We start from the raw sequence: 23,653 nt of genomic DNA on the forward strand, positions 1-23,653 counted from the left end.
TACCAGGTAGTAGCATCGGATCGGCCCGGCCGGAAGTGTTCATGTCAAAAGTGGGGCCAGGAGTGATCCGACCCCCCGTCAGGAACCGTCGAGATCCGGCCACTTCAGGAAGCGGATCTTCCGCCCCTCCGACCGCAAAACCCGGTGCGCCGCCCCGGCGGTTGCCCGATCATGGGCGCATGTCTGACACCCCGTCCGTACCGCCCGCCACGCTGCCGGTCATCGTCAACCTGGACGACAGCGACTCACCGGGCGACGTCCTGGACGCGCTGTTCCTCGACCGCTTCGCGACCGGCGAGCAGCCGCACGCGCACAGCACCAGCCTGGACCGGACGAAGCCCGACGCGACGCTGCTCCCGGAAGGGGCGCGGGTGCTGCGGGCCGCGAAGGACGACGACCGCAGCTCGGTGCTCGCCGAGGGCGAGGGCTGGACGATCCTCTCCTCCCGCTGGAACCGGCGCGCGGACGTGACCGTCACCGCGACCGACCCGGAGCTGGCGAAGCGGATCCTCGCCGAGGCCACGGACGGGGCGAAGGACGAGCCGGAGCCCGAGCCCGACGACGTGACGATGGGCTTCTGGTACGTGGCTCCGCAGCGCGGCCCGCGTCGTATGACCCGGGCGATCAGCGCCGGGACCTGGGAGGAGGTCCGGCCCAACTACTCGGCGCCGGTGGCCGATGCGATGGACCGCCTGATGAAGGTCACCCCTCAGGACGTCACCGGCCGGCTCCTGCTGCTGCACGGCCCGCCGGGCACCGGCAAGACCTCGGCCCTGCGGACGCTGGCCCGGGCGTGGCAGGACTGGTGCCAGGTGGACTGCGTGCTCGACCCGGAGCGGCTCTTCAACGACATCGGCTATCTGATGGACATCGCCATCGGCGAGGACGACGGCACGTCGAAGGAGCGCTGGCGGCTGCTGCTCCTGGAGGACTGCGACGAGCTGATCCGGGGCGGGGCGAAGCACGCGGCGGGGCAGGCCCTGTCGCGGCTGCTCAACCTGACGGACGGGCTGCTCGGCCAGGGGCGCAACGTCCTGGTCGGGGTCACCACCAACGAGGACCTGGAGCGGCTGCATCCGGCGGTGGTGCGGCCAGGCCGCTGCCTGGCCCGCATCGAGGTCGGGCCGCTGAGCCGGGCCGAGTCGGTGGAGTGGCTCGGCCGCGAGGAGGACGTGCCGCGCGAGGGCGCGACGCTGGCGGAACTGTTCGCGCTGCGCCGCGGCACGCCCTCGACGGACCTCCCGGCGCCCCGCACGACGGGGGCGGGGCTGTACCTGTAGGGGGCTTGTACGGTCTGGCTCCGTACGGACCCGTCAGTCGTCGTACGCCGCCCGCAGGGCCTCGTTCAGCGCCGCTTCCGCGGCCTCGCGGGTGAGCCCCAGGCGGCGGGCCTCCTCGGCGTACTGGGCGGCGGCGGTGGCGGCCCGGCGGGTCGCCGCGTCACCGGCGGCGGCGACGAAGGTGCCGTGCCGCCCGCGCGTCTCGATGACTCCGTCCGCCTCCAGGGCCTTGTACGCCTTGGCGACCGTGTTCGCGGCGAGGCCGAGCTGCTCCGCGAGCCCCCGTACCGTCGGCAGCTTGTATCCGACCGGCAGTCTGCCCGACCGGGCCCGTTCCGAGATCTGGGCCCGCAGTTGTTCGTAAGGAGCGGTGGTGGATCCGTGGTCCACGGCGATGGTGAGTGTCACCCCGCCGATTCTGCCCCCACCCCACCGGAAAATGGGAGGCGGTGGTGCGTCCCGCGCCCGTAGCGTCCCACCACATGACTGTGATCGTCCGTGATGTACGGCCCTCGGACGCCGAGGGCTTCGCCCGGGTCCGGCGGGCCGCGCTCCCGTTCATGCTCGCGACCGCCGAGCAGGTGGCGTTCGACTGGGCGCACGCCCATCCCGACAGCCACGACCGCCCGCTGGTCGCCGTGGCCGGGGACGGCGCGATCGTCGGGACGGCCCAGCTGAGGATCGCCCACGACGCCCCGGAGCCCGGAATCGGCTCCGTCAACGTGTACGTGGACCCCGCGCACCTGGGGCGGGGCGCCGGGACGCTGCTGCTGCGCGCCGCCGAGGAGCACCTGGAGGAGCGGGGCGCGCGGACGCTGTACAGCTGGGTCCTGGACACGCCTGAGGACCGGGCCTGGGCCGGGCGGCGGGGCTACTCCCCCAGCCGCTCCGCCCACTTCCTGCGGCTCGACCTGGCGCGGGCCGCGCTGCCGCCGCTCCAGGACCCGCCGCCCGGTGTCGAGCTGCGCACGGCCGAGGACTTCGCGGCCGATCCCCGGCCGCTGTTCGAGCTCGACGCGGTGACGACGGCGGACGAGCCGGGGGACGTGGGCGCGGAGCTCGACGACTACGCGCACTGGCGGGCGACCACCTGGGAGCACCCCCACCTCGACCGGGCGCTGACGACGGTCGTGGTGGTGGACGGGGTGCCGGCGGCGTTCAGCGCGGCGCAGACGGACGGTCTGGGCCGGTACTGCTCCGGGATGACCGGCACCGCGCCGGCGTACCGGGGCCGGGGGCTCGCCAAGCTGGCCAAGGCCGCCTCGCTGCACCGGGCGAGGGCCGCGGGCTGCGTGGCGGCGTTCACGAGCAACGACGCCGGCAACGGACCGATGCTGGCGATCAACACATGGTTCGGTTACGAGATCGGCGCGACGGAGGTACGGCATGTCCGGACGATCGGTTGAGATCACCCTGACGAAGGCGGGGCGGACGAAGATCCGCTACCCGGCGGAGGTGCTGACGGAGGAGGGCGCCCGGCTTTCGGTGCGGGCCCCGTGGGCGGCCGAGGGGGTGCGGGACTTCGGTTTCGTGCGCTTCGAGCCCGGTGACGTGCTCGTGGAGCACTACTGGGGCGACCGCTGGTTCACCGTCAAGGAGGTGTGGTCGGCCGACGGCTCCTTGAAGGGCTGGTACTGCGACGTCACCCGGCCGGCGGTGATCGACGGTTCCGGTGTGGTGGTCGAGGACCTGGACCTGGACCTGTGGGTGTCGGCGGACGGCAGCGAGGTGCTGCGGCTCGACGAGGACGAGTTCGCCGCGAGCGGCCTCGCCGCCTCCGACCCGGAGGCGGCGGCCCGCGCCGTGGTGGCCCTGGACGAGCTGGAACTGCTCGGCCGGGAAGGCCTGATCGACCTGCTGCGCCGGGGTTAGGGCCTGTCCGGCGGATCAGGGACTGGAGAAGCCTCAGCGCAGTTCGACGTCCGCCTGCTCCCTGGCGAGGAAGCCCGGCAGCGGCAGGCCCGACGGGCCGGCCGTGAGCTGGACGAGGGTGGCTTCGACGTGGGCGGCGCCCGGCTGGTAGGCGGGGTCGTCCTTCACCACGGCGCTGTTGCTCCAGGTGTGGAGGTGCCCGTCGCAGACGGCGCGGGTGCCGCCGATGCCGGTGGAGCGGGTCCCCTGCTTGAGGGTGGAGCTGACGAAGACGGGTCCTTCGCTGTCGTCGAGGCAGCGGTACGTGCCGGAGACGGTGACCGTGCTGTCGGCGGCGACGGTGCCGTACGCGTCGACGGTGAGGCCGTCGGCCCCTTCCGCGTGGGCGAGAGGGGCGACGGCGGCGGTGAGCAGGGCTGCTGCGGCGAGGACGAGTCGGACGCGCATGGACGGTGTCCCTTCGGGGGTGGGGGGAAGATGCTGCCCGCCAGGGATACCGGATCCGGCCGCCGACTGACCGAAACTCACCCCATCGGGGGCGAGTTGGGACCGGCGGCACTCATACCGTCGTACGGTCGGTGCGCCGCCCTCCTCACCAGCGGCCAGGCGAGCAGCACCAGGACGACCGTGTAGACGGTGACCGAGAACGGGGTGTTCACCAGGCCGGTCAGGGAGCCGTCGCTGATCTGGAGGGCGCGGCGCAGCTGCTGCTCGGCGGCCGGGCCGAGGATGACGCCGATGACGGCCGGAAGCACCGGAAGGCCGTAACGCCGCATCCCGAGGCCGATCAGGCCGATGACGAGCAGCACGACCAGGTCGAGCGCCTCGCCGCCCACCGCGTACGCGCCGACGGCGGCGAAGAAGAGGATGCCGGCGTACAGGTACGGGCGCGGGATCCGCAGCAGCCTGGCCCAGACGGGGGCGAGCGGCAGGTTGAGCGCGAGCAGCAGCACCATGCCGACGAACAGCGAGGCGATGAGGCCCCACACGAGCTCGGGTTCCCGCTCGAAGAGGAGCGGTCCCGGCTGAATGCCGTACTGCTGGAACGCGGCCAGCATCACGGCGGCGACGGCGGTCGTGGGCAGCCCGAGGGTCAGCATGGAGACGAGCGTGCCGGCTGCGGAGGCCGAGGCGGCGGACTCGGGTCCGGCGACGCCCTCGATGGCGCCCCTGCCGAACTGGTCCCTGTGCTTCGAGAGCCGCTTCTCCGTGACGTACGAGAGGAAGGTCGGGATCTCCGCGCCGCCGGCCGGGATCGCGCCGAACGGGAAGCCGATGACGGGGCCGCGCAGCCAGGACTTCCAGGTGCGCTTCACGTCGTCCCTGCCGAGCCAGGGGCGGCCGACCGGGATGGCCTCCCCCGCGGTGCGGCGCAGGTGCGCGGCGACCCACAGGGCCTCGCCGATCGCGAAGAGGCCGACCGCGACGATGACGACGTCGATGCCGTCGGCGAGCTGGAGCGAGCCGAAGGTGAGGCGCTGCTGCCCGGTCATCTGGTCGAGGCCGACCAGGCCGATGGTGAGGCCGATGAGCAGGGAGGCGAGGCCGCGGATGCGGGAGGAGCCGAGGACGGAGGTCACCGCGATGAAGGCGAGGACCATGAGGGCGAGGTAGTCGGGGGCGCCGATGTCGACGGCGAGCGCGGCGACGGTGGGGGCGAGGACGACGAGCAGGGTCGTGCCGATCATGCCGCCGGCGAAGTGGCCGATCGCGGCGGCCGCGAGGGCCTGTGCGCCGCGCCCCGACTTGGCCATCGGGTTGCCCTCGATGGCGGCGACGACGGCCGCGCTCTCGCCGGGGGTGTTGAGGAGGATCGAGGTGGTGGAGCCGCCGAACATGGCGCCGTAGTAGATGCCGGCGAACATGATGAACGCGCCGGTCGGTTCGAGTCCGTAGGTCACCGGGAGCAGCAGGGCGACGGCCATGGCGGGGCCGATGCCCGGCAGGACGCCGATGGCCGTGCCGAGGAGGACGCCGATGGCGGCCCACAGCAGGTTGATCGGGGTGAGGGCGGTCCCGAAGCCGTCGATGAGGGAGTTCAGGGAATCCATCGGTCAGATCACTCCCATCAGCGGGCCGCCGGGCAGCGGGACGCCGAGCAGCTGGTCGAAGACGGCGTAGGTGAGGAGCGAGAGGACGGCCGCGATCAGCGGGTCGCGGTGGAGGTGGCGGCTGCCGAGGGCGTAGGCCGCGCCCCAGAAGAGGAGGGCGCCGGCGACGGGGAAGCCGAGGGGGCCGATGAGGACGGCGAAGGCGAGGAACACGCCGGCGAGGAGCAGGACGGTGCGCCAGTCGGCGGGTTCCGCCAGGTCGACGTCCTCGCCGCCCTCGGCCTCTCCCCGGCCGCCGCGCAGCACGTCGACGGTGAGGAGGACGGCGACGACGAGGAGGCCGCAGCCCACGACGAGGGGGACGGTCTCCGGTCCGACCGGGCCGCGTCCGGCGACGTCGGCGTCGAGGGTGAGGGCGTCGGTGAGGACGAGGACGCCGAGGAGGAACAGGAGGGCGCCGACGCCGAGTTCGGACCGTCCGCGCAGCCAGGTCCGTACGGTCGTGGTCGGCACCGGCCGGTCTTCGAGGTTCGTGGTCACAGTCCCAGCTCCTTGAGGACGGAGCCGACCCGGCGGTCCTGCTCGGTGAGGAAGGTGCCGAACTCCGCGCCGGGCAGGAAGGCGTCGTTCCAGCCGTGGGTCTTGAGCGACTCGCGCCACTGCGGGGAGTCGTGCAGCCCGGTCACGAGGGTGACGAGCTTGTCGCGCTCGGCGTCGGAGAGGCCGGGCGGGGCGACGATGCCGCGCCAGTTGGTGAACTCGGTGTCGAGCCCGGCCTCGCGGAGCGTGGGGGCGTCGAGGCCGGGGACCCGCTTCGGTCCGGTGACGGCGAGGAGGCGCAGCTCCCCCGCCTTGATCTGGTCGAGGTACTCGCCGACGCCGGAGACGCCGAAGCCGACCTTGTTCCCGAGGATGGAGGCGAGGAGTTCGCCGCCGCCGTCGAAGGGCACGTAGTTGACGTCCTTCGGTGCGATCCCGGCGGCCTGCGCCATCAGCATCGGGGCGAGGTGGTCGGGGCCGCCGGGCGAGGAGCCGCCGCCGACGGGCAGCTTGCCGGGGTCCTTCCGCCAGGCCGCGAGGAGGTCCTGGATGGTCCTGTACGGAGAGTCCTTGCCGACCACGACGATGTCCTGCTCCTCGGTGAGCCGGGCGATCGGGGTGGTGTCGGCGAGGGTCCTGGGCGTCTTGTTGGTGTGGACGGCGCCGACGACGCCGAGGCCCATGGACATGGCGAGGCGGCCGTTGCCCCGCTCGCCGACGAGCCGGGTGAGGCCGACGGTGCCGCCCGCGCCGGGCAGGTTGAAGACCTCGACGTCGCCGGTGAGGCCGGCTTCCTCGGCGTTCTTCGCGGCGGTGCGGGCGGTGATGTCGTAGCCGCCGCCGGGGGTGTTGGGGACCATGAAGCGCAGGCCGGGTATCGCGGTGCCGGTGTCGGAGCCGGTGCCCGGGCTGAGCAGCGGCGGGCCGACGAGGACCAGGAGGGCCGCCCCGAGGAGGGCGAAGGGGGTGCGCAGACGCACGTGTGCCGCCTCTCAGTTGGAAGGGGATGGGGTGTGAGCTGGCCCACATGTTGCTCCGGCGTTAAGAAGCTGTCTCTCTTCCGCAATCAACGGACGTTGTGGTCGTTGTGGTCGGGACCTAGCGTGGGTCGGCGTGACGAAGGTGCTGGTCGTGGACGACGACTTCATGGTCGCCAGGCTGCACTGCCGCTATGTGTCGGCGGTGCCGGGCTTCACCGTGGCGGGGGTCGCGCACAACGGCGCCGAGGCGCTCCGCCAGGCCGGGCGGCTCCGCCCCGACCTGATCCTCCTGGACGTCTTCCTGCCCGACATGGACGGTGTCCGGGTGCTGCGGGAGCTGCGCGCGGCCGGTCTGGGCATGGACGCGCTCTTCATCACGGCGGCGCGGGACGTGGGCACGATCCGCTCGGCGCTGCGCGCCGGGGCCCTCCACTACCTGATCAAACCGTTCACGCCGGCGGCGCTGCACGAGCAGCTGCGGCACGTGGCCGCCCTCCGCCACCGCCTCGACGGCCTGGACGAGGCCCGCCAGGAGGATGTCGACCAGATCTTCGGCGCCCGGCCCCGCGGCTCCCGGGAGCTCCCGAAGGGCCTGGCGGCCCACACGGCCGATCTGGTCGACTCCGTCCTGCGCGCCCACCCGGAGGGCGTGTCGGCGACGGAATGCGCCGAAGCGGGCTCCCTCTCCCGGGTGAGCGCGCGCCGCTACCTGGAGTACTTCGCCCAGACGGGCCGGGCGGAAGTCACGTTGCGCTACGGCGGCACGGGCCGGCCGGAGCGGCGGTACAGGCGAGTGGGGTAGCTGTTCCGCCGCCGGTTCCGGTTCCTGGGTCAGCCGACCACGGAGAGGCAGGTGGTCGGGGTCGCGTGGGCCGGGTCGAGGGCGTTGACCACCTCGTGGAAGGTGACCCGGTCCACGGTGCCGATCGCCACGTGCTCGGAGAGGTCGAGCGCGCACTTGTCCTGGATGAGGACGTTGGTGACGTTCGGGCCGGTCAGGAACTGGGAGCGGTACGGGGTGACGACCTCGTCGTACTGGCTGGCGATGACGTGGTAGCGGACCCCGGGCACGGTGTCGCCGCCCTCGTTGAGCTGGGTGATGAAGGCCGAGCCGGCTATCTGGTCGGCGAGGCCGGGGGTCTTGGCGCTGATGAGGTCCTCGGCGCCGGGGAAGTACGGCAGGAGCTTGGTGAGGCCGGACAGGGTGGTGCCGTGGTTGTCGGGGGCGATGCCGACGAGCGTGTTCACCTTCGCGGCGCCGCCGAGGAACTTGAGGTACCAGCGGGGCATCATGCCGCCCTGCGAGTGTCCGACGAGGTCGGCCTCGGGGGCGCCGGTGGCGGCGAGGACCCGGTCGACGTAGGTGTCGAGCTGTCCGGCGGACGCGGCGATGGGGCCGAGCCCGTTGAAGAAGGGCACGCCCGGCAGTTGGCCGTAGTCGAGCGAGAAGACGCAGTAGCCCCGGTCGACCAGGTAGGGCGCGAGGCCCAGCCAGTTGTCGACGGCGTTCCCGAAGGTGCCGTGGACGAGGACGACGGGGCGCGGGTGGGCGGCGGACGGCTTGCAGGTGAAGTCGTTCCAGCCACGGCTGGGGGCGGCGGTGGCGGCCTGGGCGGCGGCGGTGGGGGCGAGGGTGGCGGCGGCGGTCAGGAGGAGCACGGACAGCGTTCTGACGGCGTGCTTCCAGGGCCGGCGGGACTGGCGGCGGGACTTCCGGGGCAGCATCGGGCGATCTCCTTGCGGCTCAAGGGGAAGGTGGGGGTGCTGTGCCCTGCGGTCCGGACCACAAGTGGGGATGCTCTCCAGCCAAATTACGGACGGGTAGCTTCGGTGGGAAGTTACGCGTCGGTAAAAAGTGCTATAGCGTCACGCCGGCGCGTTCAGGCCGCCAGTGAGCCCGGCAGCACCGCCTTCGGGCCGTACTTCGCCCGGGCGCGGTCCGCGACCGCCTCGATGCGGCGGGCCTTGTCGTCGGTCGGGTCGAAGGTCAGCTGATGGGCGGCGTGTTCGGCGGGGGCGAGGCCCTCGGCGCGCAGGGCGAGGCCGCGGACGCGGGCGCGCTGGAGGCCGAAGGAGTCGTGGATCGCGTACGCGAGGGCGGTGAGGTCGCGGGAGTGGGCGGTCGGTTCGCGCAGGGCGCGGGTGCGGCTCGAGGTGGTGCGGTCGGCGTAGCGGACGGTCACCGTGAGGGAGCGGCAGACCTGGCCCTCGGTGCGCATCCGGGCGCCCAGTTCGGCGGTGAGCGAGAGCAGCGCCCTGCGGTGGGCTGCGGGGTCCAGCTCGTCGTACGGGAAGGAGCGTTCGGCCGCGAGGGAGCGGGAGACCTCGCCGGGGACGACGGGGGTGCGGTCGATGCCCCGTGCCCGCTCCCACAGTTCGCGGCCGGCCTTCGCGCCGACGAGCCGCTGGAGCACGGCGAGCGGCGCGTCGGCGACGCGTCCGGCGGAGTCGAGTCCGTAGCCGCAGAGGGTACGGGCGGTGGCGCGGCCGACGCCGTCGAGGGCGGTGACCGGCCGCTCGCGCAGGAAGGCCGCCGGGTCCTCGACGACCAGGGTGACGCCGGGCCGGGCCTCGCGGGCCGCGAGCCGGGCCAGCATCGGGTTGGGCCCGGCGCCGATGACGCAGTCGACGCCGTACAGGGCGAGGGCGCGGACCCGGATGACGGAGGCGAGTTCGGCGGGGCTCCGGCCGAAGTAGCGCAGCGCGCCGCGCACGTCGGCGAGCGCCTCGCAGGGCGGGGCGGCTTCGACGACGGGGGTGAACTCGCCGAGCAGGTCGACCAGTCGGGGCAGTACCGACGCGTCGGCCGGTTCGAGGCGGAATCGTACGCAGAGGATCATCCCGCGCTCCCGGGGCTGCTGTGCCAGAGCTTCCGCGCCGGGGTGGCGGCGCCTTCCCCGGCGGGCTTGAGGTCGGCCCAGGGGTTCATCTCGTAGCCGGTGGGCATCGTGATGCGCCGGCCGTTGTCGTTGTCCTCTCCGGCCGGTGTCGTCTCGGCGAGTCGCGCCCCCACCGCGTCCAGGCCTCCGGAGGCGCGCAGTTCGACGAGTTCGGCGAGGTTCCAGGCGGCGGAGCCGACGACGCTGAGGCTGCGCGGACCGCGTCGCTGCACGACGCCCCGGACGAGCAGCAGCCAGGAGTGGAAGACGGTGTGGGCGCAGGCCTCGTGGGCGTCGTCGAAGAAGGCGAGGTCGACCAGGCCGGTGCCGTCGTCGAGGGTGCTGAAGATGACGCGTTTCCCGGAGCGGATGGGCGGGGTCTGGGTGGCGGCCTTGGCTCCGGCGACGAGGACGGTCTGGCCGTGCCGCACGGAGCGCAGCCGCTGGGCGGAGACGACGCCGAGTTCGCGGAGGAAGGCGTGGTGGTCGCTCATGAGGTGGCGGGAGGCGTCCATGCCGAGGATGCCGAGTTCGGCACTGAGGCGTTCGGTCTCGTCGAGGTCGGGCAGGCCGACGGGGGCGGTCTTCCCGCCCTGGGCGAGCGGGAGTTGACCGCCGTGGGAGGCGGCTCCGCGGTGGATGCGGCGGAGTTCGGTCAGGTGGAGCAGCAGGTCGCGGCGGTTGGCGCCGAAGGCGTCGAGGGCGCCGACCTGGGCGAGCCGTTCGGCGACCGGGGTGCGGGGGCGGGCCCGCTCCCAGAAGTCGAGCAGGGAGGCGTAGGGCTGCCCGTCCTCGATGCGGGCGCTCTCGGCCTCGCTGATGCCGTGGACGTCGGCGAGGCCGAGCCGGAGGCCCCACACCACAGGCGTCTCGGACACCAGTTCGATACGGTGGGCGACCGCCGAGCGGTTCACATCGAGCGGCAGCACCGGGACCCCGCGCCGCCGGGCGTCCGCGAGCAGCAGCCGCTTGGGGTACATGCCGGGGTCGTGGGTGAGCAGTCCCGCGTAGAAGGCGGCCGGGTGGTGCGCCTTGAGCCAGGCCGACTGGTAGGTGGGCACGGCGAAGGCCACCGCGTGCGCCTTGCAGAAACCGTACGAGCCGAAGGCCTCGACGATCTCCCAGGTGCGGGCGACGACCTCGTCGGCGTACCCCCGCGCCGCGGCCCGCCCGGCGAACCAGAGCCTGATCCGGCCCTGCGAGCCGGGGTCCGAGAGCCCGCGCCTGACCTGGTCGGCCTCGGCCCGGTCGCAGCCGGTCATGATCCGTACGATCTCGATGATCTGCTCGTGGAAGACGACCACGCCGTACGTCTCCTTCAGCGTCGCCTCCAGGTCGGGGTGCGGGTAGCGGACGGGGGCGCGGCCGTGCCGGGCCTCGATGAAGGGGCGGACCATGTCGGCGGCGACCGGGCCCGGCCGGAAGAGCGAGATGTCGACGACGAGGTCGTGGAAGGTCGCGGGCTGGAGCCGGCCGACCAGGTCGCGCTGGCCCGGGGACTCGATCTGGAAGCAGCCGAGGGTCTCGGTGGAGCGGATGAGCCGGTACGTCTCGGGGTCGCCCTCCGGGACCGCGTCGATGTCGGGCCGGGTGCCGGTGGCGCGCTCGACCTCGGCGACGGCGTGGGCCATCGCGGACTGCATGCGCACGCCGAGGACGTCGAGCTTGAGCAGTCCGAGGTCCTCCACGTCCTCCTTGTCGAACTGGGACATGGGGAATCCCTCGCCGCTGGTGGGGACGACGGGGGTACGGGTGAGCAGCGAGGCGTCCGAGAGCAGGACGCCGCAGGGGTGCATGGCGATGCCGCGGGGCAGCGCGTCGAGCGCCTCGACCAGCTCCCAGAGCCGGCCGAACTTCTCGCGTTCGCCCGCGAGTTCGCGCAGTTCGGGCAATTCGTCGAGGGCGGCGAGCGCGTCCCGGGCGCGGATGTGCGGGAAGGCCTTGGCGATCCGGTCGGTCTCGGCGGGGTCCAGGGAGAGGGCCGCGCCCACGTCCCGTACCGCGTGGCGGACGCGGTAGGTCTCGGGCATGGAGACGGTGGCGACCCGTTCGGTGCCGAAGCGGTCGATGATCGCCCGGTAGACCTCCAGGCGGCGGGCGGACTCCACGTCGATGTCGATGTCGGGCAGGGCGGTGCGGCGTTTGGAGAGGAACCGTTCCATCAGCAGGCCGTGCTCGACCGGATCGGCGTGGGCGATGCCGAGGAGGTGGTTCACGAGGGAGCCGGCGCCGGAGCCGCGGGCGGCGACCCGGATGCCCATGGACCGGACGTCGTCGACGACCTGGGCGACCGTCAGGAAGTAGGTGGCGAAGCCGTGGTGGGCGATGACGTCCAGCTCGCGGTGCATCCGGTCCCAGTGGTCCCGCCGCCCCTCGTACCCCTTCAGGACCATGCCGGCGGCGGCCCGGGAGGCGAGGACGCGCTGGGCGGTGCGGTGCTCCGCGCCGACGAGGTACGCCTCCGGGAAGTGCGCGGAGCCGATGCCGAGGTCGTCCTCGGGGTCGACCAGGCACGCGGCGGCGACCTCCCCGGTCCGGTCGAGCAGCCGGCGGGCGGCGTCCCGGCGGAAGCCCGCGGCCTCGACGGTCCGCTCGGCGGCGGCGAGCATGCCGTCGGGTCCTTCGGCGCCCTTGAGCCAGGCCTCCCCGCTGTCGAGCTCCTTGCGGGGGTCGACGGGGACGAGGCGGCGGGCGGAGTCGAGGACGTCGGCGACCGGGCCCTGGCCGGGGTCGGCGTACCGGACGGCGTTGCCGAGGACGGGCCGGACGCCCTGCTCGGCGGCGAAGCCGACGGTACGGGCGGCGAGCCGCAGGGAGCCGGGCCCGGTGCCGGCGCGCCCGTGGTGGACGGCCTCCAGGCACAGGGCGTCGCCGTACCGCTCGCGCCAGGGGGCGAGCAGCCGGGCGGCCCGGTCGGGGCGGCCCGCGGCGAGGGCGCGGCCGACGTCGGAGCCGGGGCCGAGCAGGACGAAGACGCCGTCGCCGGCCAGGGCGGCGCTGGGCAGCAGGGCCTGCCCTCCCCGCGGCTCCCCCGCCCCGGCGTGGGCGGCGGTGACCATGGCGCAGAGGGTGGCCCAGCCGGTGCGGGAGCGGGCGAGGAAGAGGGCGCGGGGCGCGGACTCGTCGACGAAGGCGCCGCCCCGGACGGGCACCCGGCGGGCGGAGCCCCGGTCGGCGGAGTCACGGCCTTCGGGTTCGGGGGCGCCGGGGGGCTCGTACGCCAGGTCCACGCCGAACAGGGGGCGGACCCCCTCCTTCTCGCACGCCTTGGCGAAGCGGACGGTGCCGGAGAGGGTGTCGCGGTCGGTCAGGGCGAGCGCGTCCATGCCCCGCTCGGCGGCGCGGGCGGCGAGGCGCTCGGGGTGGGAGGCGCCGTAGCGCAGGGAGTAGCCCGAGGCGGTGTGCAGGTGCGTGAAACCTGGCATGGCCGCACCTCCCGCACTCTCACATCGAATTCGTACACACGTTCCCACCCCCTCGTTCCCACCTTAGCTCACTTTCGAACGTTCGTGCGATAACTCGTTCAGACCCATCCCACCTGCGGAAACGTCCTCCGCCCCGGAGCCTGGGGGGCATGAGCCTCGTCGATGAACTGAAAAGCGCCGTCACCCCCCGAGCCGCCCTGCTCGTCGTCGGCGTCTTCGCCCTCCAGCTCCTGTTCATCACCTCGTACGTCGGGGCCCTGCACAACCCGAAGCCCACGGACGTCCCCTTCGGCGTGGTCGCCCCCGGGCAGGCCGCCACCGTCCTCACGGACCGGCTGGAGAAGCTGCCCGGCGATCCCTTCGACCCGCGCGTGGTCGCGGACGAGGCCGAGGCCCGGGACCAGATGCTGAACCGCGAGATCGACGGGGCCCTGATCGTCGACCCGCGCGGCCGCACCGACACCCTGCTCGTCGCCTCGGGCGGCGGAAAGGTGCTCTCCGCGACCCTGGAGGCGATGATCACGAAGCTGGAGGCCGCCGACCAGCGCCTCGTGCGGACCGTCGACGTGGCCCCGTCCTCCTCCCAGGACTTCAACGGACTCTCCGCCTTCTACCTGGTCATCGGCTGGTGCGTCGGCGGCTACATCTGCGCCGCGATCCTGGCGATCAGCGCGGGCGCCCGGCCGGCGAACCGGGAGCGCGCGATCATCCGCCTCGGGGCCCTCGCCCTCTACGCGGCCCTCGGCGGCCTCGGCGGCGCGATCATCGTCGGCCCGGTCCTCGGCGCCCTGCCCGGCAGCGTCGCGGCCCTGTGGGGCCTGGGCACCCTGGTGGTCTTCGCCGTCGGCGCCGCCACCCTCGCCCTCCAGTCCGTCTTCGGGATCGTCGGCATCGGCCTGGCGATCCTGCTCATCGTGATCGCCGGCAACCCGAGCGCGGGCGGCGCCTTCCCGCTGCCGATGCTGCCGCCCTTCTGGCGGGCGATCGGCCCGTACCTGCCGCCGGGCGCGGGCACCTGGGCGGCGCGCTCGATCGCGTACTTCAAGGGCAACGACATGACCGCCTCGATGGTGGTCCTGTCAGTCTGGGCGATGGTCGGCGCGGCCGTCACCCTGGTGATGTCCTCGGTGAAGTGGCAGCGGACGGCGGAGCGGATCCCGCCGGAGGCCCCGGAGCATCCGTAGAACACGAGGAAGGCCCCCCGCGCGGCAACGGGGGGCCTTCTGCATGCCTGGGGACCAGGGGATCAGTACACGTTGACCCCGTACGCGCTCAGCGCCTCCGTCACGGGCTGGAAGAAGGTCGTCCCGCCCGAGGAGCAGTTGCCGCTCCCGCCCGAGGTGAGGCCGATCGCCCGGCTGCCCGAGTAGAGCGGGCCGCCGGAGTCGCCGGGCTCGGCGCAGACGTTCGTCTGGATCATGCCGTAGACGATGTCGCCGCCGCCGTAGTTCACGGTGGCGTTCAGGCCGGTCACCGTGCCGCTGTGGATGCCGGTGGTGGAGCCGCGGCGGGTGACGGACATGCCGACGGTGGCGTTGGCGGCGCTGGTGATGTCGACGCTGCCGACCATGCCGGACTTGGTGACCGAGGTGTTGGTGTAGCGCACGATGCCGTAGTCGTTGGTCGGGAAGCTCGACCCGGCGGTGGAGCCGAGCACCGTGCTGTGGGTGGAGTTGGACCACCAGGTGCCCGCGCCGTCGGTGCAGTGGCCGGCGGTCAGGAAGTAGTAGTTCCCCGCGCTGTCCTTGACGTTGAAGCCGAGCGAGCAGCGCCAGCTGCTCGCGTAGATGGCGTCGCCGCCGGAGATCAGCTTGTTGAACGTGCCGGGGGTGCGCTCGATGCGCAGGGCTCCGGCGTCGGCCCCGGCCCGGTGCTTGATCTTCGCGATCTCGGCCTGGGAGACGGTGGAGTCGGCGGTGACGACGACCCTGCCGGTGGCGGGGTCGACGCGCCAGGCGGTGCCGGCCACGTCGGCGGCGAGGACGGCGTCGGCCGCGGCGGTGAGCCGGCCGGCGCTGAACGTCTGCGCGGAGTCGGCGTTCGCGGTGGGGACGGCGAGCGTCGCGGCGGCGGCGACGAGACCGGCGGTGAGGGCGAGCAGCCGGAACTTCTTCGTGGGGGTGGTCACTTCTTGTTCCTCCTGTGGGGGGGGATCAGTGGGTGTCCGTACGGGGATCAGAAGAGGCTGACGTTGTACTTGGCGAGCGCCTCCGGCACCGGCTGGAAGAAGGTGGTGCCGCCGGTGGAGCAGTTGCCGCTGCCGCCGGAGGTGAGGCCGAGCGCCTTGGTGCCGTCGTACATCGCGCCGCCCGAATCGCCGGGCTCGGCACAGACGTTGGTCTGGATCAGGCCCTTCACCGTGCCGCCGCTGGAGTAGTGGACGGTGGCGTTGAGGCCGGTGACCGTGCCGCTGCGGGTGCCGGTGGTCGAGCCGGAGCGCTTGACGGACTCGCCCACGTAGGCGTCGGCCGCGGTGAAGCCGCCGGTGTGGGCGAGCGAGGTGTTGTCGTAGCGGACGAGGGCGTAGTCGTTGCCCGGGAAGCTGGAGCCGACGGTGGCGCCGATGAGGGTCGACTGCGCCGAGTTGGTGTACCAGGTGTTGGCGACGTTGCCGCAGTGGCCGGCGGTCAGGAAGTAGTACGTGGAGCCGCTGCGCACGTTGAAGCCGAGCGAACAGCGGTAGCCGCCGCCGTAGATGGCGTCACCGGCCGCGAGCAGGGGTGTGAAGACGCCGGGGGTGCGCTGGACGCGGAGGGCTCCGGAGTCGGCGCCGGCCGCTCTCCGGATCTTGGCGAGGCCGGCGTCGGTGACGGTGGAGTCGGCGGTGACGACGACCCGGCCCGACGCCTGGTCGACGTACCAGGCGGTGCCGCCGACCCCGGCGGCCCCGACGGCGGCGTCGGCGCGGGCGAGCTGGGCGGCTCCGGCGGGACCGGGCGCGGGTGCGGCCTGGGCGCCGGGAAGTCCGAGGGCGGTCGCGGCGGCGAGTCCGGCGGCGACGGCGAGCAGGCGGGTGCGGGTTTTCCTCACTGTGCTCCTCCTTCTCGGAAAAAGCGGAGGGCCCGTGGATGTCGGGCCCGTGAGGTGCCATCAGGTGACGTGTCCCTGACATGCACCGTCAGTGATAGTGGCCCTCCCGGAGCGGACACACAAGACCGCCGCACGGACGGGCGCCTCGGGCCGTCGCGGCCGGGGGCGCCCGCCATCCGCAGCTCTACGGAGAAAGTCCTGGTCAGGCCGGCTTCAGTCGCCGCTCCCCGGCCGGCACCGCGGTGTCGAGCGTGTTCCCGGGCGGCGGGAAGGGGCAGATGAAGTGGTCCGCGAAGGCGCACGGCGGCAGCAGGGCGCGGTTGAAGTCGACCGTCACCGAGCCGTCCGCGGCCGGCGCCTCGGGCCGCAGGAAACGGAAGCGGTAGCTGTCCCGCCCGCTGGTGGCGTCCGCGAAGACCGCCCACAGGGAGCCGTCGTCCTCGACGGCCACCTGGAGGACGTGCTCCCCTCCGTGCAGCTCGAAGACCAGCTCCCCGGCGAGCCCGAGACCGCGCTCCCGGCCGTCGGCGTTCTCCACCCGTACGCTGCGCGTCTCCCCGTACGGACGGAACACACCGGGCACCACCCAGCGCTCGTCGTACGGGGTGGCCTCGATGCCCCGGAAGGCGCTGCGCGCCGCCGAGCCGGGGTCGAAGTCCCGTACGGCCCACAGCCCTTCGCGCCGCAGCACCACGAGCCGCCGGCCCGCCGACTCGACCCGGGACTCGTGGATCGGGGCGTGGTCGGCGGTGAGCCGGACCGTGCCGGCGAAGGCCTTGCCGTCGACGGTGATCCCGTCCTCGGCGGCCGCCGTCAGGAGGACCTCGTCGCCGTCCTCCCGCCACTCACCGGGAATGGCCGGAACGCGCCCCTCGGGGACGTCCGCGAGCCAGTGGGTGCCCGTGAGGGAGAGCGGGCCGTACGAGGAGGCGACCGCGGCCTCGCGCTGCTCGTGCCAGTGCTGCCAGTCCTGCTGTGGATCCGTGCTCATGGTGTGTCACCTTTCCATACGGGATCGGGAAGGCCGGGGAGGAAAGGTCACAGGACCTTGGAGAGAAAGGCGCGGGTCCGCTCGTGGCGCGGGCTGTCGAGCACCTCGGCCGGCGAGCCCTGCTCGACGATCCGGCCCTCGTCCATGAAGACCACGGTGTCGGCGGCCTCGCGGGCGAAGCCGATCTCGTGGGTGACGACGATCATGGTGGTGCCGGAGGCGGCCAGGTCCTTGATGACGTCGAGGACCTCGCCGACGAGTTCGGGGTCGAGCGCGGAGGTCGGCTCGTCGAAGAGGAGCAGGCTCGGTTCCAGGGCGAGCGCGCGGGCGATGGCGACTCTCCCCCTACGCCCTGGGGGCGTGGGGGGACCCCCAGCTGCTGTCCGCCGGAGAGCTGCTTGGGGTAGGCCTCGGCCTTGTCGGCGAGTCCGACGCGTTCGAGCAGCGCGCGGGCCGTGGCCTCGGCGTCCTCGCGGGGGCGCTTCAGGGCCGAGACGGGTGCCTCGACGATGTTCTCCAGGACGGTGAGGTGCGGGAAGAGGTGGAAGTTCTGGAAGACGAAGCCGATCCGGGTGCGCTGCCTGAGGATCTCGCGCTCGCGCAGCTCGTGGAGCCTGTTCCCGGAGCGGCGGTAGCCGACGAGGACGCCGTCGACGCCGACCGTGCCGCTGTCGACCTTCTCCAGGTGGTTGATGGTCCGCAGCAGGGTGGACTTGCCGGAGCCCGAGGGGCCGAGGACGACGGTGACCTCGCCGGCCCGGACGTCGAGGTCGATGCCGCGCAGGACGTGCAGGGCGCCGAAGCGCTTGTGGACGGAGCGGATCTCGACCGCTGTCCGCGGCGCGGTGACGGGTTCCTTCGTGACGGGCGGATCGCTGGTGAGAGACATGGCGGTTCCTCGGATACGGGTCGGGCAGCGGGTTTCAGGCACTCAGCGGGGCGGGGCGCCGGCACGCCGGGTCCCGCAGGAGGGCCAGGGCGGCCCGCGCGGTGGCGTCGTTCTGCCGGAATCCGGCCCCGCCGGTACGGGGCCGGATGAAGCCCGCCCCGGTGCGGGCGGTGGTGTGCGGGCCGAGGGCGAAGCGGCGCGGGTGCGGGCGCCCGTCGTGGTCCAGGAGGCGCCCGTCGGCGGGGTCGACCACGAGGAGGCCGCCGGGGGTGACCCTGGTCCCCTCCTCGTACAGGGCGCGGAGCAGCGGGCTGGCGGTGTGCTCCGGGGCGGGTTCGGGGATACGGGCCTCGACGAGGGCGCGGGCCTCGGTCCACTCCCCCGGCAGGGCGGCGGACGCGGCCCGGAAGAGGCCGCGTTCCTCGTCGGTCTCGACGGTGACCTGCGGGCCGAGGAAGCGGACGACGCCGGCGCGGGAGAGCGCGAGGAGCTGCCGGAGGCGGGGTCCCGGCGGCCCGGAGGCGAGGTAGCTGAAGAAGCCGTGCCACCAGCCGTCGGGGTCCACGCGCCGGCCGAGGCGCAGGAGCTGGACGTAGACGGAGAGCAGGCCGGCGAAGACGGCGGCGTCGGGGCTGTGGGCGGGGTCGTGGCGGCGGGTCAGGTCGTCGGTGACGTAGCCGCGCAGGCCGTGCTGGAGAGCCTCGGCGGAGTCGTAGCGGATGCCGTCCAGGGGGTGGTCGAGGGCGTCGAGGTCGAGCCGGTCGGCGGGGTCGGGGACGGCGGCGGCGACGACCGCGGCGAGTTCGGCCCCGCGCGGCGGTGCCGCCTCGTAGGCCTTCTCGAAGTCGCTCCAGTCGAGCGAGGTCCGCTCGGGGTGGGTGGAGAAGAGCCGGTGGTAGTGGGCCCAGCCGAGTTCCTTGTCGATGAGCGGCCAGACGTCGCGCCGGAAGTCGAGCGGCCCGGTGCGCCGGAGCAGGGCGTCGGTCTGTTCGGGGCCGAAGAAGCGGGGCAGCGGGGGCTGTTCGCCGTCGAGGACGTAACCGATCTTCGAGTGGTACGGGACGCCCCGGCGCGATCCGACGTGCAGCACCGGTTCCTTGCCGGAGGGCACGTACACGAGCGCGTCGCCCTCGCCCTCGTACCGTCCGCCGCGGCCCTCGGTGAGCAGCACCATCAGGTCGACGAAGGCGAGGCCGAAGCCGCGGACGAGGACGGGTTCGCCGGCGGGGAGGGCGGAGAGGTCGGCGTCGGCGGTGAAGTCGGGCGGGAGGTGGACGAGCCCGTGGTGCCCGGCGAAGCCGGCGAGCCGCCGCTGCTCCGGGTCGGGTTCGGCGCCGACGTGGCCGACGGTGAGGACGACGAGGTCGGCGAGGAGGGGGGCGGAGGCGCCCTCCAGCCAGACCCGCTGGCGTCCTTCGCGGGGCCCGCTGATCCGCAGGGCGGTGGTGCGGTGCTCGTGGACGGTGACGGAGCCGGGCAGGGCGTCGCGGGTCCGCTCGTACACCCAGCGGAGATAGGCGCCCTGCTGGGGGCGGGTGGGGAAGGTGCGGCCTTCGATGCCGGCCCATTCGGCGAGGGTGGGTCCGGGGTGGACGGGTCCTTCGAGGTCGACGGTCTCGTCGGTGAACATCGTGACGTCCTCGGCCCGGGAGTTCATCCAGAGCAGCGGGGACTGCGCGGTGCGCCAGATCCGGCCGGGTCCCGGCGGGTGCGGGTCGACGAGGTGGACGTCGAGGGGCTCGTCGCCGTACAGCTCGGGCAGGTTGGCGGCGAGCCGTTCGAGGAAGCCGGTCCCGCGCGGCCCGGCGCCCACGACGACGACGGACGGGCGCGGGCTCATCGGGCACCGGCCGTTCCGCGGGCGTAGTGCCGCTCGACGTAGTACTGGCCGATGCCGAGGACCGAGGTGACGGCGACGTACCAGAGCGTGGCGACGAGCAGCAGCGGGATGATCTCGTACGTGCGGTGGTAGACGAGCTGGGTCGAGTAGAGCAGGTCCTGGACGGCGATGACGGAGACGATGGAGGTGCCCTTGAGGGTGCCGATCAGCATGTTTCCGGCGGGCGGGACGATCGCGCGCATGGCCTGCGGCAGCACGATCCGGGTGAGCCGGCGCCACCGGCCGAGGCCGAGGGACTGGGCGGCCTCGATCTGGCCCCGGTCGACGGAGAGGACGCCGCCGCGGACGACCTCGGCGGCGTAGGCGGCCTCGTGCAGGGTGAGGCCGATGACGGCGACGGCGACGGGGCCGAGGAGGTTGACCGTGTTCACGCCGAGGATCTGCGGGTAGAGCACGCCGATGTTGAACCAGAAGAGCAGCTGGACCAGGATCGGGGTGGACCTGAAGAACCAGACGTAACCCCAACTGACCGCACGCAGCACGGGGTTGGCGGACAGCCTGAGGACGGCGAGCAGGGTGCCGAGGGCGAAGCCGAGGGCCATGACGAGGGCGGTCAGCCACAGGGTGAGGCCGAGGCCGCGCAGGACGGACGCGGAGGTGAGGTACTCGGCGACGACGTCCCACTGGAAGGCCTTGTTGCGGACGACCGAGACGAGTGCGAGCGCGAGCAGGATCAGGACGGTGGCGGCGGCGGTCCACTGGCCGGTGCGGCGGGCGGGGACGACGCGCGGGGGCGGTTCGGCCGGCGGGGCCGTGGACGGTGCCTTGACGAGGGTCGCGGACATACGAGGGCTCCGTGGATGCCAGGGGGCGGATCGAACACGGGGTGCGCCTTCACACGCGCTGAGCCGCGGATCCGGGCCCCTCAGCCCGATCCGCCCTTCGAGGCTAGGCGGTCAACACGGGCTGCTGTCAAGGGTGTCCGCACTGTGGGCCGTACGTCTCATCGCGGTTGACGCGGGACCGGATGCCTGTTCAACTGTGGCCATGCATCCGCAGCAGCTGGTCACGCGCTCCCACATCGACTTCGGTCGCGTGTGGTCCTCTTCCTGTTGAGCCGACCCGCCGCTTCTCCCCGCCCGCGTGCTGTCCTCCGCGGCGCCTTCACGCCCCGCTTCCGTGGCGCCTCCACACCCAGGTCCCGCGTGAGCGTCTGAGCCCTCCCCTCCCCTCACCCCCGCGCCCCTTCCCCTCCTGACGGCACGTCATGGCCTGTGAACCGGGCAGCCGCCTCCTGCCGTTCGTGAGGCACCGGCTACCGCCCGCTCTTCGACGTGTCCGCCGGTCCCGAGTCGATCGGCCCGCTGCCGTTCGAGACATTCCTGGAGAACCCGAAGCCATGAGTACGCGCACGAGTTCCGGCACCGCACGCACCACCCTCGTCTTCGCCCTGATCACCGCGGCCACGCTCGGCCTCACCGCCTGCTCGGGCGGCGAGCCCGCGACCGCCCCGGCCGGGGCGACCGGAGCGCGGGGCGCCCTCCCGACCGAGGACGTGGTGGCGGCGGTGCGGAAGAACGAGGCGGAGGCGAAGCTGCTCCCCGCCGACGTGCGGCAGCGCGGCAGCCTGACGCTCGCCGCCTCGGTGGGGACGCCGCCCAGCTCGGCCTATCTGCCGGACGGCACGACCGTCGTCGGGGTGGACGCCGACTTCTCGGCCGCCGTGGCGAAGGCCCTCGGTCTGGAGCTGAAGCGCGAGGTGGTCGGTTTTGAAGCGATCCTGCCGGCGCTCGACAGCGGCAGGTACGACGTCGGCACCGGGAACTTCGGCGTGACCGAGGAGCGACGCAAGACCATCGACTTCGTGACGTACGTCAACGACGGGCAGGGCTTCGCCGCCCGGGCGGACAGCACCCTGAAGGCGGTCACCGACCTCACGCAGCTGTGCGGCCTGAAGGTGGCCGTGAACGCCGGCACGACCTTCGAGCGGACCCTGGAGAAGAACGAGGACCGGTGCGCGCGGGCCGGGAAGCCGGCGTACGAGGTGAACGTCTACAGCGAGGCCGGGGCGATCTGGATGTCGCTCCAGCAGGGGCGCAGCGATGTCGTGATGAACACGATCAACGGCGTGCGGTACGCGGTGACGCAGCAGAGGAACGTGAAGTTCCTCAACGAGTACCGGCGGCTCGACGTCGGTTTCGCCTTCAAGAAGGGCACGCCGCTCGCACCGGCCTTCCAGGCGGCGGTGAACGGCCTGAAGGCCGACGGGACGTACGAGCGGATCCTGAGGAAGTGGGGGGTGACCGGCTCGGGCATCGAGCGGTCGCGGATCTCCCCGCCGGAGATCCCGGCGCCGAAGAAGTAGCGGCGGCGCGCGGGACCCCGACGGGAGTCCGACGGGAGTCCGGCCGGGGGTCTACGGGATGCCGACGGTACGTCAGCAGTCGCAGCCGCAGTCGCAGTCCCCGCAGCAGCAGTCCCCGTCGCAGCAGGAGGAGCAGTTGCTGCAGCAGTCACAGCAGTCGCAGCAGTCACCGGGGCTGCACTGCTGGCACAGCCCCTCGCGCCGCTGCCGGCTCCAGGGGTCCTCGAAGCTCCCGCAGCACATCTGGCAGGTGCAGGCCATGCCGATCCAGAGGGCGCAGCCGACTGTCAGACCGCGCCGGTTGGGCGGCTCGGGCGGGAACGGACCGCCGGGGCCGCCCGGGCTGCCGGGGCCGGGGGCGTAGGGCCCGCCCGGGCCGGCGGGTCCGCCGGGGCCGGGGGCGTACGGGTTGCCGGGCATCGGTCCGTTCGGGGTGGCGTACGGGTTCCCCGGCACCGGGCCGTGCGCCGCCCCCGGCGCGCCGTGCGAGCAGCTGGTCGTGCCGAAGGCGCGGTCGACGGAGGTGCGCAGCTCGTGGGCGAGGAGGACGTGGGCGAGCTTGCCGTCGGCGAACTCGGCGTCCTTCAGCGCGAGGCGGATGCCGTGGAGGGCGTCGTCGGCGAGCCGGCGGGCCTCCTCGCGGGAGGTGCCGGTGGCGGTGAGCGGGTTCCACGCGCCGCTCGCGGCGTCGGCGGCCTGGTCCTCGACGGCGTCGAGGAGGTGGGCGAGCCGGCCGAAGAGGCGGCCGGCCTCGGCGAGCGGCTCCGCGTTCCCCGGCCGTCCCGCGAGGACGGCGGTGTGCGCGAAGGCGGCGGCGGTCGCCGTCTCGGTCGGCTCGGTGACGGTGAGCAGAGGGGTGCCGGGTCCGGCGAGGGCCTCGATGCCGGTCTGGCGGTCGACGGCGTCGACGAGGACGGCCGTGTCGAAGCCGAGGTCCCGCCCGGTCCTGGCCCCCGCCCGGTCCCAGGAGCGGGCGACGCGGCGGGCCGCGGCGGCGACGGGCCGGCGGGCCAACAGGCCGTCCCGGTCGGCGACGTGGTCCCGTACCTTCGCCGAGGCGAGGACGAGCGAGACGGCGGCGGCGAGCCTGGCGCCCTCGCCGCGGGCGACGGGGGCGGTCTTCATGGCGCGCAGGGCGCAGGGTCCCGCGGTGCGGCGGCCCGCTTCGGTGACGCCGGTCTGAGCCTCCGTCAGGACCGAGACGATGAGCCCGTCGTAGTTGGTGACGACCCGGGCGAACTGGCCGTGGTCGGCGCGGAGCGCCAGGCAGAGGCCGCAGAGGTGGGCCGTCCACTCGGTCTTCAGCCCGTCGGTGAGGCGGTGGGTGCAGGGTCTGACGATGCCGAACAAGGACTCCCCCGTGAGTCGTGGGCGGTGGCGGGCGGAGGTCCGCCGAGCGGCCCCGCGGCATCGTAGCGAGTGGGGCCGTTCACCCGTACGCGCCCATCGTCACCCTTGTGACCCGACTTTCATATTTTCAGCTACATGGCCCTCCATCAGGCCCCGCATAC

General features: G+C 73.3%; 20 protein-coding genes and 1 pseudogene. 6 read left to right on the forward strand and 15 right to left on the reverse strand.

Annotation, left to right across the window (positions count from 1 at the left end; translation table 11 throughout):
- Window positions 1–179 precede the first annotated feature (179 nt).
- On the forward strand, window positions 180–1,280 hold the full coding sequence (locus ACZ7HT_RS24635) for a DUF5925 domain-containing protein (RefSeq protein ID WP_471169660.1): 1,101 nt from the start codon (window positions 180–182) through the stop codon (window positions 1,278–1,280).
- 33 nt (window positions 1,281–1,313) lie between these two features.
- Here ACZ7HT_RS24635 and ACZ7HT_RS24640 read toward each other — a convergent pair whose 3' ends face one another.
- Window positions 1,314–1,688 carry a GntR family transcriptional regulator gene (locus tag ACZ7HT_RS24640; protein ID WP_116161798.1) on the reverse strand — a complete coding sequence of 125 codons (375 nt, stop codon included), beginning with the start codon at window positions 1,686–1,688 and terminating at the stop codon, window positions 1,314–1,316.
- A 74-nt stretch (window positions 1,689–1,762) separates the two neighbouring features.
- Between ACZ7HT_RS24640 and ACZ7HT_RS24645 the strand changes: the two genes are divergently transcribed.
- Complete coding sequence (locus ACZ7HT_RS24645) at window positions 1,763–2,686, forward strand: GNAT family N-acetyltransferase (RefSeq protein WP_471169664.1); 924 nt, start codon at window positions 1,763–1,765, stop codon at window positions 2,684–2,686.
- Window positions 2,667–3,152 carry a ribonuclease FAU-1 family protein gene (locus ACZ7HT_RS24650; RefSeq protein ID WP_471169667.1) on the forward strand — a complete coding sequence of 162 codons (486 nt, stop codon included), beginning with the start codon at window positions 2,667–2,669 and terminating at the stop codon, window positions 3,150–3,152. Before ACZ7HT_RS24645 ends, ACZ7HT_RS24650 begins: the two co-directional genes overlap by 20 nt.
- Before the next feature lie 33 nt (window positions 3,153–3,185).
- On the opposite strand, the gene ACZ7HT_RS24655 is transcribed toward ACZ7HT_RS24650, so the two are convergent.
- The 4 genes from ACZ7HT_RS24655 to ACZ7HT_RS24670 form a co-directional block, all read right to left on the reverse strand.
- Window positions 3,186–3,599 carry a DUF6299 family protein gene (locus ACZ7HT_RS24655; protein WP_471169670.1) on the reverse strand — a complete coding sequence of 138 codons (414 nt, stop codon included), beginning with the start codon at window positions 3,597–3,599 and terminating at the stop codon, window positions 3,186–3,188.
- 77 nt (window positions 3,600–3,676) lie between these two features.
- Window positions 3,677–5,203, reverse strand: a complete 1,527-nt coding sequence (locus tag ACZ7HT_RS24660; protein ID WP_471169673.1) for a tripartite tricarboxylate transporter permease — start codon at window positions 5,201–5,203, stop codon at window positions 3,677–3,679.
- A 3-nt stretch (window positions 5,204–5,206) separates the two neighbouring features.
- On the reverse strand, window positions 5,207–5,743 hold the full coding sequence (locus ACZ7HT_RS24665; RefSeq protein WP_471169676.1) for a tripartite tricarboxylate transporter TctB family protein: 537 nt from the start codon (window positions 5,741–5,743) through the stop codon (window positions 5,207–5,209).
- Complete coding sequence (locus ACZ7HT_RS24670; protein ID WP_471169679.1) at window positions 5,740–6,723, reverse strand: Bug family tripartite tricarboxylate transporter substrate binding protein; 984 nt, start codon at window positions 6,721–6,723, stop codon at window positions 5,740–5,742. The genes ACZ7HT_RS24665 and ACZ7HT_RS24670 overlap by 4 nt, the downstream gene beginning before the upstream one ends.
- Window positions 6,724–6,856: 133 nt before the next feature.
- Here ACZ7HT_RS24670 and ACZ7HT_RS24675 point away from each other — a divergent pair, with 133 nt between their 5' ends.
- Entirely contained in the window at window positions 6,857–7,525 is a 669-nt protein-coding gene (locus tag ACZ7HT_RS24675) for a response regulator (protein ID WP_471169682.1), read from the forward strand.
- A 29-nt stretch (window positions 7,526–7,554) separates the two neighbouring features.
- Here ACZ7HT_RS24675 and ACZ7HT_RS24680 read toward each other — a convergent pair whose 3' ends face one another.
- The 3 genes from ACZ7HT_RS24680 to ACZ7HT_RS24690 form a co-directional block, all read right to left on the reverse strand.
- Complete coding sequence (locus ACZ7HT_RS24680) at window positions 7,555–8,448, reverse strand: esterase/lipase family protein (protein WP_471169685.1); 894 nt, start codon at window positions 8,446–8,448, stop codon at window positions 7,555–7,557.
- Between the two features lie 155 nt (window positions 8,449–8,603).
- Window positions 8,604–9,563 carry a DNA polymerase Y family protein gene (locus ACZ7HT_RS24685; RefSeq protein WP_471169688.1) on the reverse strand — a complete coding sequence of 320 codons (960 nt, stop codon included), beginning with the start codon at window positions 9,561–9,563 and terminating at the stop codon, window positions 8,604–8,606.
- Window positions 9,560–13,027: a DNA polymerase III subunit alpha gene (locus ACZ7HT_RS24690; protein ID WP_471169691.1), complete on the reverse strand. Its 3,468-nt coding sequence runs from the start codon at window positions 13,025–13,027 to the stop codon at window positions 9,560–9,562. The genes ACZ7HT_RS24685 and ACZ7HT_RS24690 overlap by 4 nt, the downstream gene beginning before the upstream one ends.
- 149 nt (window positions 13,028–13,176) lie before the next feature.
- Between ACZ7HT_RS24690 and ACZ7HT_RS24695 the strand changes: the two genes are divergently transcribed.
- A complete protein-coding gene (locus ACZ7HT_RS24695; protein WP_471169694.1) occupies window positions 13,177–14,211 on the forward strand; it encodes a DUF3533 domain-containing protein in 1,035 nt (344 codons plus the stop codon).
- A 62-nt stretch (window positions 14,212–14,273) separates the two neighbouring features.
- On the opposite strand, the gene ACZ7HT_RS24700 is transcribed toward ACZ7HT_RS24695, so the two are convergent.
- The 6 genes and pseudogenes from ACZ7HT_RS24700 to ACZ7HT_RS24725 form a co-directional block, all read right to left on the reverse strand.
- The gene (locus tag ACZ7HT_RS24700) at window positions 14,274–15,155 is read right to left on the reverse strand and encodes a S1 family peptidase (protein ID WP_471169697.1); all 882 of its coding nucleotides are present in this window, start codon (window positions 15,153–15,155) and stop codon (window positions 14,274–14,276) included.
- A 47-nt stretch (window positions 15,156–15,202) separates the two neighbouring features.
- Window positions 15,203–16,057: a S1 family peptidase gene (locus ACZ7HT_RS24705; RefSeq protein WP_471169700.1), complete on the reverse strand. Its 855-nt coding sequence runs from the start codon at window positions 16,055–16,057 to the stop codon at window positions 15,203–15,205.
- Window positions 16,058–16,259: 202 nt separating this feature from the next.
- A complete protein-coding gene (locus ACZ7HT_RS24710; protein WP_471169703.1) occupies window positions 16,260–17,048 on the reverse strand; it encodes a DUF1684 domain-containing protein in 789 nt (262 codons plus the stop codon).
- A gap of 47 nt (window positions 17,049–17,095) precedes the next feature.
- Window positions 17,096–17,937 (reverse strand): annotated as a pseudogene (locus ACZ7HT_RS24715) (amino acid ABC transporter ATP-binding protein).
- 34 nt (window positions 17,938–17,971) lie between these two features.
- Window positions 17,972–19,777 carry an FAD/NAD(P)-binding protein gene (locus tag ACZ7HT_RS24720; RefSeq protein WP_471169706.1) on the reverse strand — a complete coding sequence of 602 codons (1,806 nt, stop codon included), beginning with the start codon at window positions 19,775–19,777 and terminating at the stop codon, window positions 17,972–17,974.
- Window positions 19,774–20,622, reverse strand: a complete 849-nt coding sequence (locus tag ACZ7HT_RS24725; protein ID WP_471169709.1) for an amino acid ABC transporter permease — start codon at window positions 20,620–20,622, stop codon at window positions 19,774–19,776. The genes ACZ7HT_RS24720 and ACZ7HT_RS24725 overlap by 4 nt, the downstream gene beginning before the upstream one ends.
- Window positions 20,623–21,176: 554 nt before the next feature.
- Here ACZ7HT_RS24725 and ACZ7HT_RS24730 point away from each other — a divergent pair.
- Window positions 21,177–22,142 carry an ABC transporter substrate-binding protein gene (locus tag ACZ7HT_RS24730; RefSeq protein ID WP_471169711.1) on the forward strand — a complete coding sequence of 322 codons (966 nt, stop codon included), beginning with the start codon at window positions 21,177–21,179 and terminating at the stop codon, window positions 22,140–22,142.
- Between the two features lie 72 nt (window positions 22,143–22,214).
- Here the strand turns inward: ACZ7HT_RS24730 and ACZ7HT_RS24735 are convergent, their stop codons facing one another.
- Window positions 22,215–23,492, reverse strand: coding sequence for a DUF5685 family protein (locus ACZ7HT_RS24735; protein WP_471169714.1), 1,278 nt, complete (start codon window positions 23,490–23,492; stop codon window positions 22,215–22,217).
- Window positions 23,493–23,653 lie beyond the last annotated feature (161 nt).

This window comes from Streptomyces sp. NPDC037410, from assembly GCF_055602235.1.